The following is a 13,558-nucleotide window of genomic DNA, read 5'->3' as shown; positions in this document are numbered from 1 at the left end:
GTGCCCAGAGGAAGCCCCTGCAGCAGAACCCGGACGCCGCTCTATCGTCGACTCATCGGGTGGCGAAGAAGGAGCCTCGGTCGAAGGCCAGGCGGTTCTCCCGACGCTTCTGTCCTTCTCGCTCGGAGCCCGGGCCCTCGGCATCCTCCGGAGGGCCCGAGGCTCCGGCTCCGCTTGCTGCGTCCTCGCCTCCAGCGAAGCCGCCAGGAGACGGCGCGCCCTCCCGCCACGGATCAGAGAATCTCGTCGGCTGCGTGCGACCCGTAGTAGGCGGACTGGCCCCGCATCAGCTCGCGCATGGTCGTCTCCGGTCCGACGCCGTACACCGTGCCGCGGAAGTCCAGCTCGCGCTGCGCCGCCCAGATGTCGTCGTGGCGCTCCGGGGGCAGGATCTGTGCCGGCGTGCCGACCGCCACCCAGCCGATGGGGACCACCGCACTGGGAAGGATGCTCGTGTTGACCTGCACGACGGCACCGATTCGAACCTCCGCACCGGCACCGATGTGACTCCCCGGGAAGAGCGACGCGCCCGTCGCGAGAAATGCGCCCTCGTCGACGACGGCCCCGTTCACGTGCGCGTGTGGTCCCACCATCACCGCCGCGCCGAGCACGGCGGGATGGACCTGGCGTCCGCGGATGAGGGCGTGCTCCATCACCACGCTGTCCTCGCCGACACTCACCCAGCCGTCCTCGCCGCTGAGTACCGCCAGGTGCAGCACGCGCGCTCCGGCGGCCACCCTGACATCACCCACGAGGACGGCCGTCGGCGCCACGTAGGCCTCCGGATGAACCTCGGGACGCTTCCCACGGTGCTCGACCAGCATGCTGCTCCTCCTGCTCCTGCGCTCCCAGACGGCGGGGACCGCCTACAGCCCGCCCGACACGGGGATGGTCACCGCTGTCACGTACGAGGCGGCATCGGAGAGTGCCCATGCGACGACGCGGGCGATCTCGTCAGGTTCGGCCGCCCTTCCGAGGGGCGCCCGCTCAGCTGTCCTGCCCGGCCGATCCGGGTCACCGGCGGCTGCATGGATGCCCGTATGGGTCGTGCCCGGCGCCACCCCGACGACTCGGATCCCGGCTCGCCCCACCTCTCGGCCGAGGCCCAGGGTGAGAGCGTCCACCGCTGCCTTGGAGGCGGCGTACCCGACGTACTCCCCGGGTGCTCCCGTGGTGGCGGCGGTGGAGCTCACGTTCACGATGACCCCTGCATGGCGCGACCGGGTCCACCGGGAGATCGCCGCCCGGCAGTACGAGGCGGTTCCGAACAGATTCACGTCGAAGATGTCGCGGAGATCCTTCTCCGTCGAAGTCGAGAAGGGCCCGAGAGGGCCGGTGATCCCCGCGTTGTTGACCAGATGAGTCACCGGCCCGTGCCTGCCCTCCGCGTGCGCGAACACGTCGTCGACCGCTCCACTGTCGCGCACGTCGGCGCGGATGGCGAGCGCCCGGGGCTGCTCGTCGATCAGTCGTGCCGCAGCTTCGCCGTCCTGGAGGAAGGTGAAGCTCGCGTGGTGTCCCTCGGCCAGGAGCCTGCGGACGATGGCCGCTCCGATCCCTCTCGACCCGCCCGTGACCAGGACGTGACCCATGGTCACACGTCCGCCGCGCTCGGCGGCACGACGGGCACCATCCACCGATGATCGTCGGGCCGGAGGCCGTGCTGGATCTCGAGGAGCTCGTCGCGCAGCAGCGCGGGAAGCGAGGAGAGGGGTGGTTCCGGTGTCGCAGTTCCAGATCGTCGCCTTTGAGCGCGGCGATGGGAGCCACGACTGCCGCCGTCCCGCACGCGAAGGCGGCTACGACGTCGCCGGATGCCGCACCCTCGATCCACTCGGCGAGCTCGATCGGCCGCTGCTCCACGGGATGGCCGCGGCTGCTCGCCAAGGCCAGCACTGAGTCGACGGTCACTCCGGCGAGGATCGACTCCGACGCCGGGGTGACCAGCGACCCGTCCGCATACACGAGCACCAGGTTCATCCCGCCGAGCTCCTCGATGTAGCGGCCTTCCGAGGCGTCGAGGAACAGCACCTGGGCGCAGCCGTTCGACTGCGCCTCCCTCTGCGCCGCGAGAGACGAGGCATAGTTCCCGCCGGTCTTGGCCGCGCCGGTGCCGCCGCGGCCGGCGCGGCTGAACCGGCGCGAGACCCAGATGTCGATGGCCCGAAGCCCTCCCGGGAAGTAGTCGCCCGCCGGACTGGCGATGACGTGGAACTGCGCCGCCTCCGCAGGCCGAACCCCGAGGAACGCTTCGGTCCCCAGGAGGAAGGGGCGCAGATAGAGGCTCGCGGGCGGTTCCGGGATCCACCCCTCGTCGGCTGTGACGAGCTCCTGCAGGGACCTGAGGAAGAGGTCGGTCCCGAGCTCGGGGAGGCAGAGTCGCCGGGCGGAGGCTCGGAAGCGGCGGGCGTGGACCTCCGGACGGAACAGCCGCACACTCCCGTCGGGGGCGCGGTAGGCCTTCAACCCCTCGAAGACCGCTTGTGAGTAGTGGAGGACGGCGGCGGCAGGATCGAGGGAGAGCGGCGCGCGGGGCTCCACGCGAGGGTCGTGCCAGCCGCCGGCGCTCGACCAGTCCATGGAGAACATGGAAGGCGTGAACTGACGTCCGAAGCCCGGGGTCGGGGTGGCCGCGGAACGCGGCTGCTGCCGCGATGTGCCGATGAGTCCAGACACGGGCGTGCCTTCCGTTCGAGGAGGTTGTGCCGCGGTTCGATGCCGGGCGATGGGGCTGAGCCGGACGTCAGCTCTCGGGCAGGGGCACCATTGCGCCGCCGACGTATCGGGCGGAGGGGCGGATGATCTTCCGCTGCTCTGCCTGTTCGAGCGCATGAGCAGCCCACCCGACCATCCGCGCGATCGCGAAGGTCGCGGTGAAGAGGTGACGCGGAATGCCGCACTGCTCCATGACGACGGCGGCGTACAGCTCGACGTTCGCTGCGAGCCGGCGCCCCGGCTTCGCGCGCTCGAGCTGGTGAACGACCTCCTGCTCGAAGGCCACCGCGAGAGCGACGCGGTCTCCGCCCATTGCGACGGCGACCTCGCGCAGCAGGTCCGCCCTCGGGTCGGGGCCGCGGTAGACGGCGTGGCCGAACCCCATGATCCGCTCGCCGGCGCTCAGCCTCGACTCGACCCACGACGGGATGCGGGCTTCCGTTCCGATCTCGTCGAGGGCATCGAGGACCCTGCTGGGCGCTCCGCCGTGCAGAGGACCGGACAGCGCTCCGAGCCCGGCCATGAGGGCCGCCGTGATGCTCGCACCCGTCGAGGCGACGACCCGAGTCGCGAACGTCGAGGCGTTGAAGCCGTGATCCATGGTGGAGACGAGGTAGTTGGTGAGAGCTGCGGCCTCCCGCTCGGTCGGCTCGGCTCCTCGGAGCATGAACAGGTAGTTGGCCGCATGGTCCAGCTCGGTCGACGGGAGCACCGGGGCCTGCCCGAGCCGTGCCCGTTCCGCGGAGGCCACCAGGGTCGGCGCGACGGAGCACAGCCGCAGAGCGTCCCGCAGGCGGCGATCCGGGTGGTCGTAGAGCGCGGGGATGCCGTCCACGACGCTCACGCCCGCCAAGCCCGACGCCAGCTGGAGCAGCGCATCACGAGGGGTGACGCCGGCCGCGCCCGCCGACTCCATCAGCCCGGGCGGGACGCGACGCAACGGCCGTACCGCCGAGCGGAACGCGTCCAACTCGCTCTCCGTCGGCAGATGTCCGACGGAGAGGAGATGCCAGGCCGCTTCGAACGACGATCTTCGCGCGAGTTCGAGCGCGGAGTGATTCCGGTAGGTGTAGTAGCCGCGCTCGGGCTGCAGATCACCGACTGTGGTGTCGGCGACCACGACGCCGCTCAGCCCTGCCGGGACGTCCAAGCGGCCTGCGTCAGTCGTATGAGCGCTCATGGCGTGTTCCCCTTCCCTCTGCTATCAAGATGAGGTTGATCGATCGAGAGGTCAACGTTGATTCCATCAACCTGGAGGCACTGTGGACGAGCGGAACCGGACGGTGCAGCTGTCAGCCGCGCAAGCGGCCGCCCGCCTCGACGTGAAGCTGGAGACCCTGTACGCCTATGTCTCCCGAGGCCTTCTGGTGCGTCGGCGGACCGCGGAGGGGTCTCAGTTCGATCCCATGGAGGTGGAGCGGTTCGCCCAGAAACGGAGACGGAGCGCCTCACGTCACGCGGCGCGACTGGAGGCATCCGAAGGATCCCCTCTGATGGTCATCGAGACCGAGATCGCGCTCATCGAGGACGACGACCTCTACTTCCGTGGGGTCCGCGCGGTCGAACTTGCGGCGTCCATGACCTTCGAGTCCGCGGCGGCCTTCGTGCTGACAGGGGAACATCGATCAGGGCTCCGCTTCCAGGCGGATGCGAGCTCCGTCGCGTCCGCGCGAGCCGTGCTGGACGCCATGCCGGCGGAGGCGGGCATCCGCGACCTGCTGCAGGTGGCCGTGACAGTGTTCGGCGCCTCGGACTCCTTGCGCGCGACGGCAGAGCCGCCGGCCGTCTGGCTGGTGGCTCCGGACCTCCTCGGCGGTCTCGTCGACAGCCTTCCCAGCGCGATCGGGGAGGGGTCGGAGGCGGGCTCTCTTGCGGAGAGGCTGTGGCACAAGCTCTCTCCGCTTCCCCCGACCGTTGCCCGGACCGGGCTCGTGGATGCGGCGCTGATCCTCCTCATCGAACACGATCTCGCCGTGTCGACCCTGGCCGCGCGCGCCGCCGCCTCGGCACGAGCCACCCCCTACGGGGTCGTGGCCACCGGTCTCGCTGCACTCGATTCTGCGCTCCACGGCCGCTCGAGCCGGGCGTGCCGGCGACTCATCGACGGAGTGGTCCGTGGGGAACGTCCCGAGCAGGCGCTCGCGGAGATGATGAGGGACAGCGAGCACGGCCTGCCGGGATTCGGGCATCCGCTGTACTCGGGCTGGGACCCCCGAGCCCGCTATCTGCTCGAGCGCCTGGAGGACTCCTCCGCCTCGGATCCTGTCGCCCGCGCTGTCCGCGAGATCGTCGAGATCGTGGAGCGACGGACGGGCTTGCACCCCAACGTCGACCTGGCGCTTGCCGCCATCTCCACGGCAGGGGGCATGCGGCCGACCGCTGCGGAGGGCATCTTCGGGATCGCGCGGACAGTCGGCTGGCTGGCTCACGCCGCGGAGGAGTACTCCCAGGAGCCGATGCGGCTGCGTCCCACCGGTCGCTACGTCGGCAGCTGAACCCACCGGGCGGAGGCCGTCAGCTCAACCAGATCACGATCCCGGTGAGGTCGTTCACCACACTCGCGACCCCGGCCTCGACCGCCTCTTGAGCCCGTTCCGGCGTGACGGTCACCGTGCCCGACTCACCGGCGATCTCGCTGCCGCGGCTGGACGCGCCATCCCACACGGTGGCCGTGACGTTGTAGGTGGGCTCCGGCAGCTGAGCACCGAGGACGAGGAACTGCCTGTCGAGATGGCTCGCGGTGACGAGCGCCAGCGGATCGACGAGGGAGCCGCCCGCCGCGATCACGAGATCCGGCTTCGAGCTCATCGCGAAGACGATCTTGTCGATCGCGAGGCTCGGGTCGGTGACCACCACCCGCTGCACGTCGACACCCTCCCGGTCCGCCCAGTCGGTGACGGCGTCCCGGAGGGCCGTCGTTCCCGCATCCTCGCCCTCCGTGAGCAGCACCACCCGGTATCCCTTCGGCGGGTGGACGCCGTCCCACGACCCCGCCGCGGGCTGGATGGTGGCCTCGGGCGCGGGAGGCGAGGCCTGGCCGAGGAAGCCCGCCGAGAGGCTGCCTGTCGGGGCGGGGGCGGTGGGCCCGCCGCCGGATCCGCATCCGGTCAGCAGCGCGGTCAGGACCAGCGCCGCGGTCGCGGCGGGAAGGAGTCCGGTTCGATTCGGCACGGCGAGCGTCCTCCAGACGATCGGAAAGCGTGCTCTTTCTATCGCACGAGAGCGGCGCGGAAGACCGCCCGACCCGCCCTCGTCCGACTGTTGGCGCGGGCACACAGGAGGGTTCTCCTGCCGTTCACCGCCCCGTCAACTCCGGCCGGAAGCGTGCTCGTGGGGCCACACGGTCCTGATATCCGTTTCCAAGGAGATTGCTAGATGCAGACCAATCTGCGGGCGCCCCGCTCGCCCTTCGACCGGCTCCCGAGGAGGGCTGCGATCGGTGTCGCGGCTGCGGCGGTGTGCGCCGCCATGGCCCTCGGCGGCCTCGTCTCGGCGGCTCAGGCGGCCACTCCCTCGACGACGACCGACGTCATCCTCCTGGTCGGAGCAGACGAGTCCCAGAGGGTCGTGAACTGGTACGCCACCGCGCCCACCCCGCAGGTGGTGCAGGTCGCGCTGAGCAGCAAGGTCAAGAAGGGCGAGTTCCCGGCGGACGCGCTCACCTTCGACGCCGTCGTTGCGCCCAACACGGTGAACGGGGGCTACAACGCCCACGCCACCATCGCCGGCCTCGAGGAGAACAAGAAGTACTCCTATCGCGTCGGCGGCGACGGCGCCTGGTCGCCGACCTACGACTTCGGCACCCGCAACTTCGGCGCCAGCAACTTCGACTTCCTGTTCTTCGGCGACCCGCAGATCGGCTCGTCCGGCAACCTCGCCAAGGATCAGGCCGGCTGGGTGGACACGATGAATGTCGCGGTCGGGGCCAACCCCAACGCCGAGCTGCTCGTCTCGGGAGGCGATCAGGTCGAGACGGCCAACACCGAGGCGCAGTGGGACGCGTTCCTCGCGCCCACCCAGCTGCGCTCCGTGCCGTGGGTGGCGACGATCGGCAACCACGACGTGGGCGGCAAGGCCTACGAGCAGCACCTGTGGACGCCCAACACCGACCGAGGCCCCCAGTACTACAAGACCAACACCGCGACCGAGTCAGGCGGTGACTACTGGTTCGAGTACCGCGACACCCTCTTCATCGACCTCAACAGCAACGCCTACTCGACGAGCGCGGCCGGTGTGGACGCCGACCAGGCGCACCTCGCCTACGTGAGGAGCGTCGTCGGTGCGCACGGCGCCGACGCGGACCACATCGTCCTCGTCTACCACCACTCGATCTACTCGCCCGCCGATCACGCCAACGACGCGGACAACCAGAAGCGCCGCCTGGACTTCCCGACGGCGTTCTCCGACCTGGGCGTCGACCTCGTCCTCCAGGGCCACGATCACTCGTACTCGCGGAGCTACGAGATCAAGAACGGCCAGAAGGCGAACCCCGACGAGCAGCCGGGTCAGGATGAGGTGTTCCAGGGACCGGGCGGGGTCATCTACGTGACCGCGAACTCGGCCTCGGGCTCCAAGTACTACGACCTGACCGACCCGATCGTCGGCTCCTCCTACGGCCCGGACCCGCTGAACCCGGACAACCACTGGGCGAACTCGGTCGAGAACCAGGAGCACGTGCGCAGCTACATCAAGGTCTCGGTGCACGACAAGCAGCTGCAGGTTGAGGCGATCCGGAGCGGCACCTGTGCCGCCCCCAACGCCGCGGTCGAGCTGGGCAAGGTCAAGTGGTGCGGTCCGGACGAGGGCGCGAGCTCGGCGCTCCCGGTCGGCTCGACGATCGACAAGGTCGTGATCCACACCGCGAAGTAGGCAGGCACCCACCTGCGCGAGCGATCCGCTCGACCCGGCAGGTGGGAGGGGCCCTGGCTCCTCCCACCTGCCTTCACCTGTCCGGCCGCGCGCTCATCCCGGAAGATGCCCCGCGGTTCCCCAGTAGGAGCCTCATGTCACCCCGTTCCGCCCTCCGCCGAGCGATCGTTGCAGTCCTTCTGGGCAGCGGCGTGACCGCAGCCCTGCTGGCGCCGTCGCCGGCGTCGGCGCACGGATTCTCATCCGTCGTCTACGCCGACGCCTCCTCCGCTCCCGATGGTGCGGTGCGGACCGTTCTCTCGCTGGAGTATGCCCTCCTCGTCGTCTCCACGGCGGATCTCGAGAAGGTTCCCGCCCTCTACGACGAAGGCATGCCCGCGTTCGACGCGGCTGACGAGATCGGCGAGGCGAAGGCGCTCAACGACCACGCGGCCGAGATCGAGCGCTACGTCGACGGGCGGTTCACGGTGAGTGCCGGAGGGCAGCCGTGCACGCCGACGCGTACGGGGCCGCTCGAGATCCGGGACCGCGACGGTGTTCCCTACGCGACTCTCACGCTTGACCATTCCTGCCCGCACAGCGCGACGCACGACATCCGCAGCACCCTCTTCCCGGACGCTGAGGGCTACGTCGCGGACACGGTGACGGTCGTCACCTACGACCTGGACGGTCAGCGGGGAAGCGCCGCGCTCGATCCCACGTCGACGGTGTTCTCCACCGAGGAGGCCCTGCTTCCGCGGCTGGGCACCTTCTTCGTTCTGGGCGTCGAGCACCTGCTGTTCGGGATCGACCACATCCTCTTCCTGCTCGCCCTCATCGTCAGCTCGCGGCACCTGCGGGACATCCTGCTCGCGGCGACCTCGTTCACGGTCGCGCACTCCGTCACCTTCATCCTGGCTGGGCTGGGGATCGTGTCCGCGCCCGCCGAGGTCGTCGAGCCGATCATCGCCCTGTCGATCGCGGTGGTGGCCGGGTTCTACGTGTGGCAGGTCGTGCGGGACCGGTCCGCCGTCCCCGGATCGCCTCCCCGATCGCCAATGCGCGGCGGTGACCGCGCGCGCCTCGCGGTGGTGTTCGGCTTCGGGCTCATCCACGGGCTGGGGTTCGCATCGGCGCTCGGGATCGACGAGCCCTTCTCCTGGCCGCTGCTGCTGTCGCTTCTCGTGTTCAACGTGGGCATCGAGACGGTTCAGATCGCGATCATCGCCGTCGCGTTCCCTCTGCTCGTCCTGCTGCGGCGGTCCCGTCCGCGGCTCGCTCTCGCGGTGGGCGGCATCCTTGCGGCCGCAGTGACCGTGACCGGCCTCGTCTGGTTCGTCGAGCGCGTCGTGCCGAGCGTGCAGCAGGTCCTCTCCCTGGGCTGACCCCTCAGCGCGCCGGTTGCGGTCGCCGCTGAGCGGAGGCGCGGGCGCGCTTCACCGGCCGGCCTTCGCGAGGTGCGCCAGGAGCTCCTCCTCCGGGAGGGGCCGGCTGTAGAGGTAGCCCTGCACTCCGGTGCAGCCGTACTCGCCGAGGCGCACCGCCTGGGAGGGGGTCTCGACGCCCTCCGCGATGACGTCGAGCCCGAGTGCGTCTCCGATGGAGAGGATTCCGCGGACCACCGCGGCCGACGCGGGGTCCTCCTCCATCCGCGCGACGAAGCTCATGTCGATCTTGAGGATGTCGACGGGGAGCTCGGTGATGCGCGTGAGGCTGCTGTAGCCGGTGCCGAGGTCGTCGATCGCGACCTTCACGCCGCGATCGCGGAGACCCTGCAGGTCGTTCTTGAGTGAGTTGGCGATCAGCGGCATGTGGGTCTCGGTCAGCTCGAGGACCAGCTGGGAGGGATCCAGCCCGGTTCCCGCCAGCGCCCGCAGGACCTCCCGGTGCAGGTTGCCGCCCTCCAGCTGGCGGCCGGAGATGTTGACGTGGATGGAGGGGGCGGCTGGGCCGAGGAGGTCGACCCATGTGGCGGCCATCCGGCAGGCCTCGCCGAGGACGCGGCTTCCGATGGGGAAGATCAGGTCGGTCGCCTCCGCGACGTCGAGGAAATCGCCGGGAGCGAGGACGGAGAGCTCCGGGTGCATCCAGCGGAGGAGGCTCTCCACCGCCACCACCTGGCCGCTGCGCAGGTCCAGCACGGGCTGGCCGTAGAGGATCAGCTCGTCCCGCTCGACCGCCTGCCGGAGCTCGGCCGACAGCCGCATGTGGCGCTTGGCCTGGGCGGTGCGGGCGAGCTGCGCTTCACTGTCGGGTCCGCCGACCTCGATGCGCCCCTTGCCGGAGCCCTTTGCCACGTACATCGCCTGATCCGCCTCGTGAAGCAGCTGCTCGGGACTGGACCGGGCTTCGGAGATCCGGACGCCGATGCTGCCGCTGAGTGCGAAAGCCTCGCCGTCCACCCGGAACGGCGTCCGGATCGCGGCCAGGACGCGGCGGGCGACGGCAGTCACGGCGTCGGCGCTCTCGATGCCCTCGCACACCACCATGAACTCGTCGCCGCCGAGGCGGGCGAACGTGTCACCGGGGCGCAGCACCGCACCGACCTGGTTGGCCACGTGCACGAGCGCCCGGTCTCCGGCGGTGTGGCCGGCGGAGTCGTTGATTCCCTTGAACCCGTCGAGGTCGATGTACAGCACGCCGATGCGCGTGCCGGTGCGCACGCTCTTGGAGAGGGCGTGCTCGATGCGGTCCATCAGCAGCACGCGGTTGGGCAGCCCCGTGAGGCCGTCGTGCAGGGCCTGGTGGCGCAGCGCGGCCTCGGCGCGCTTGCGGGCCGTGATGTCCTCCACCTGACCCACCACGCTGGCATCCGCGGTCGTGCTCTCGGTCGGGCTGAGGCTGAGCTGCACCCACAGCTCGCTGCCGTCGGCGTGCACCCAGTGCCGTTCGAGGGAGCCGCCGATCGTCAGGTCCGGCGTCAGCGCCACAGGGCCGGTCGTTGGAGACTCAGAGTCGGCCGGCGCCGCGAGGTCACTCATCGTCATCGCCAGCAGCTGCCCCTCCGAATAGCCGGTGAGACGCGTCATCGCGGGATTGACCTGGAGGAACTGTCCGGCATTGTCGGCTCCGACGCCCACCAGCATCATGCCGTTGGGTGCGTACTGGAAGAGGTCGCGGAACCGGGACTCGCTCTCCTGCAGGGCGGCGCGGGAGCGGTTCAGCTCGGTGATGTCGGTGCCGACCTTGATGAATCCGGTGACCTCGCCGCGGGGTCCTCGCATGGCGCTGACCGTGATGGAGGCGAGGAGCCGTCGGCCGTCGCGGGTGATGTAGGTCCACTGCCGGGTCTCGGGCTGCCCGGTGGCCGGTCGCGCGAGGAAGACCCCGAAGTCCGCCGGGAGGCCGAGGTCCTCGGCGCGGGCGCGGATCTCGGCGGGGTCGTGGAGGCGTTCGGGGCTGGTGCCGATCATCTCCTCGGCGGTGTAGCCGAGCATCCGCTCGGCGCCGGTGTTGAAGACCGTGATGAGACCCTGCGGGTCGGTGGCGATGATGGACTGCTCGGTGGCCGCGTCGAGGACGCCTGCGAACAGGTCCCGTGACCGGCTGAGCTCGGTGATGTCGGTGCCGACCTTGATGAATCCGGTGACCTCGCCGCGGGGTCCTCGCATGGCGCTGACCGTGATGGAGGCGAGGAGCCGTCGGCCGTCGCGGGTGATGTAGGTCCACTGCCGGGTCTCGGGCTGCCCGGTGGCCGGTCGCGCGAGGAAGACCCCGAAGTCCGCCGGGAGGCCGAGGTCCTCGGCGCGGGCGCGGATCTCGGCGGGGTCGTGGAGGCGTTCGGGGCTGGTGCCGATCATCTCCTCGGCGGTGTAGCCGAGCATCCGCTCGGCGCCGGTGTTGAAGACCGTGATGAGACCCTGCGGGTCGGTGGCGATGATGGACTGCTCGGTGGCCGCGTCGAGAACGCCGGCGAACAGGTCCCGTGACCGGCTGAGCTCGGTGATGTCGGTGCCGACCTTGATGAATCCGGTGACCTCGCCGCGGGGTCCTCGCATGGCGCTGACCGTGATGGAGGCGAGGAGCCGTCGGCCGTCGCGGGTGATGTAGGTCCACTGCCGGGTCTCGGGCTGCCCGGTGGCCGGTCGCGCGAGGAAGACCCCGAAGTCCGCCGGGAGGCCGAGGTCCTCGGCGCGGGCGCGGATCTCGGCGGGGTCGTGGAGGCGTTCGGGGCTGGTGCCGATCATCTCCTCGGCGGTGTAGCCGAGCATCCGCTCGGCGCCGGTGTTGAAGACCGTGATCAGGCCCTGGGCGTCGGTGGCGATGATGGACTGCTCGGTCGCGGCGTCGAGGACGCCTGCGAACAGGTCCCGCGACCGGCTCATCTCAGTGGACGCGGCACCCACCGTGTGGTCGCCCGCCGGACGCGCCGATTCTCCTGTCACATCCACTCTTCAGCCCCCACACCTGTCACACGCTGTTCGGACCTCTCCGCCATCCCGGTCGCGCGCAGAACCCGCCGCTTCCCGTGGAACCCGGAATGGGTCACGATACCGGCTCCCCCATTGCCTGGGGGCGCCCGTGGATGCAGGACCCGGTCGGCGCGGCCTTCAGACCTCCGGGAAGTCGAAGTACGTCCCCACGTCGGGACGAGGCGGTGCGGCGGCTTCGACCTGGGCGTGCGGCGCCTGCCGTGCGCGCTCGATCTCATCGGCCCGCCTGCTCAGGTCCGCGACGACCTCGGCGTCATCCAACTCGTCATCGGCGTCGTTGCTCGGGACATCGACGGTGGTGATCTGGCTGGCGGGCCCGACGATGATCTCCGCCCACGTCTGCTCCTCGTTGACGAGCACCGGAATCCGGACGACATCGCTGGCACTGCCGTGCGCGAGGAGCATCGCGTAGCGGAGGACGGCATGGGCGACTGCGTCGCTGGTCCTGAAATGCTCGTCCGCGTAAGACATCGTTCTCATATACCGACAGTGTCATGGTTCCGCCGAGCGCAAGCGGGGTTGACCCTCGGAGCAGCGCGACGAAGTGCCCCGACGGATACCGGGGGAGTGGCCGGGTGCTCAGCGTCGACCGGAAGGGCTGCCCGTGATCACGGCGACGAGTCGAGCCACTCCAGGCGCCGAGGCCGGAACCCGAACTCGTCCCGCGCCCGGCGATTGCTCGCTCCTCTCATGCAGGTGGCGTAGTACACCGCGTTCGGGTCCGTCTCCTCGGTGATGGCTACGGAGGGCGGGGCGGCAGCCCCCACGTGCGCCGCGAAGGCGCGGAAGATGTCCCCGACTGGAAGAGGGTCGTCGTCGGTGACGTTGACCGCCCCTGTCGCATCCGACTCGACGGCGGCTCGGGCGGTGAACTCGGCAGCGTCCTCCAGGTGGACGAAGGACCAGACGCCGGTCCCGTTCCCCAGTACCGCCAGGTCGCCCGCGCGCGCCTGCTCGCCCACATCGCCTTCGCGGCTGTACCAGGTCCCGGGGCCGTAGAAGAACCCGTACCGCAGGATCAGGCCGGAGACCTTCCTCGGCAGGCTCGCGACCCGATCCTCCACCGCACGGAAGGCGGCCACATTGCCGGCGACCAGGGGCGGACCGCCGTCCACGAAACCGGCTGATTCGTCGGCCAGACCCGGGCCGGGCTCGTAGAAGTAGGCGCCGGACTGGGCGAGGAAGCGCCGCGCGCCGCAACGGAGTGCTGCCTTCTGGACGTTCGCGCCGCCCGTCACCCTGACCCGGTTGGTCGGTGCGAGGGTGTCGCGCATGGTCTGTGGGCTGTAGTGCCGGGGAAGCGCCGTGAGCTGATCGATGACCACCTCGGGTTGAGCGGACTCGACGGCGCGGGAGACGTCCTCGTAGTCGAGCACATCCGCTCGGAGAGCCGTCGCCCCCTGGGCGGACACCCGCTCCGCTCCGCTCTCTCCTCTGACGAGGCCGTGAACCTGGTGGCCCTGCTCCACGAGGCGGCGGACGATCGGAAGTCCCACCGCGCCGCTCGCTCCTGCGACGAGGACCTTCACATCGTTCTCCCGGGTCAGGATGCCGCTCGCGTG

10 protein-coding genes and 1 pseudogene are annotated in these 13,558 nt (G+C 70.2%); 3 read left to right on the top strand and 8 right to left on the bottom strand.

All coding sequences use genetic code 11. From position 1 onward, the window contains the following. Positions 1–233 precede the first annotated feature (233 nt). From QUE51_RS16170 to QUE51_RS16155, 4 genes and pseudogenes are all read right to left on the bottom strand, one after another. Complete coding sequence (locus tag QUE51_RS16170; RefSeq protein ID WP_286277379.1) at positions 234–824, bottom strand: gamma carbonic anhydrase family protein; 591 nt, start codon at positions 822–824, stop codon at positions 234–236. Positions 825–866: 42 nt separating this feature from the next. Continuing rightward, entirely contained in the window at positions 867–1,637 is a 771-nt protein-coding gene (locus QUE51_RS16165; RefSeq protein WP_286277378.1) for an SDR family NAD(P)-dependent oxidoreductase, read from the bottom strand. A gap of 139 nt (positions 1,638–1,776) precedes the next feature. After that, positions 1,777–2,589: pseudogene (locus QUE51_RS16160) on the bottom strand (branched-chain amino acid aminotransferase); the annotation flags it as partial. Between the two features lie 154 nt (positions 2,590–2,743). Next, a complete protein-coding gene (locus QUE51_RS16155; protein ID WP_286277377.1) occupies positions 2,744–3,895 on the bottom strand; it encodes a citrate/2-methylcitrate synthase in 1,152 nt (383 codons plus the stop codon). 313 nt (positions 3,896–4,208) lie between these two features. Here QUE51_RS16155 and QUE51_RS16150 point away from each other — a divergent pair, with 313 nt between their 5' ends. After that, entirely contained in the window at positions 4,209–5,210 is a 1,002-nt protein-coding gene (locus QUE51_RS16150; RefSeq protein ID WP_286277375.1) for a citrate/2-methylcitrate synthase, read from the top strand. Positions 5,211–5,229: 19 nt separating this feature from the next. Here the strand turns inward: QUE51_RS16150 and QUE51_RS16145 are convergent, their stop codons facing one another. Then, positions 5,230–5,886, bottom strand: coding sequence for a type 1 periplasmic-binding domain-containing protein (locus QUE51_RS16145; protein WP_286277374.1), 657 nt, complete (start codon positions 5,884–5,886; stop codon positions 5,230–5,232). A 204-nt stretch (positions 5,887–6,090) separates the two neighbouring features. On the opposite strand from QUE51_RS16145, the gene QUE51_RS16140 reads away from it, so the two are divergent. Beyond that, positions 6,091–7,584, top strand: coding sequence for a purple acid phosphatase family protein (locus QUE51_RS16140; protein ID WP_286277373.1), 1,494 nt, complete (start codon positions 6,091–6,093; stop codon positions 7,582–7,584). Between the two features lie 134 nt (positions 7,585–7,718). Next, positions 7,719–8,948: a HupE/UreJ family protein gene (locus QUE51_RS16135; RefSeq protein WP_286277372.1), complete on the top strand. Its 1,230-nt coding sequence runs from the start codon at positions 7,719–7,721 to the stop codon at positions 8,946–8,948. Positions 8,949–8,999: 51 nt separating this feature from the next. Here QUE51_RS16135 and QUE51_RS16130 read toward each other — a convergent pair whose 3' ends face one another. The 3 genes from QUE51_RS16130 to QUE51_RS16120 all read right to left on the bottom strand — a co-directional run bounded on the left by QUE51_RS16130 (position 9,000) and on the right by QUE51_RS16120 (position 13,525). Then, the gene (locus QUE51_RS16130) at positions 9,000–11,888 is read right to left on the bottom strand and encodes a bifunctional diguanylate cyclase/phosphodiesterase (RefSeq protein WP_286277371.1); all 2,889 of its coding nucleotides are present in this window, start codon (positions 11,886–11,888) and stop codon (positions 9,000–9,002) included. A gap of 225 nt (positions 11,889–12,113) precedes the next feature. Next, complete coding sequence (locus QUE51_RS16125) at positions 12,114–12,476, bottom strand: hypothetical protein (protein ID WP_286277370.1); 363 nt, start codon at positions 12,474–12,476, stop codon at positions 12,114–12,116. A 128-nt stretch (positions 12,477–12,604) separates the two neighbouring features. Then, positions 12,605–13,525: an NAD-dependent epimerase/dehydratase family protein gene (locus QUE51_RS16120; RefSeq protein ID WP_286277369.1), complete on the bottom strand. Its 921-nt coding sequence runs from the start codon at positions 13,523–13,525 to the stop codon at positions 12,605–12,607. Positions 13,526–13,558 lie beyond the last annotated feature (33 nt).

The sequence above is a fragment of the Naasia aerilata genome (genome assembly GCF_030296595.1).
GTDB lineage: Bacteria > Actinomycetota > Actinomycetes > Actinomycetales > Microbacteriaceae > Naasia > Naasia aerilata.
The sequence above is the reverse complement of the archived record's forward strand: the minus strand, read 5'-3'. Positions and strand labels throughout refer to the sequence as shown.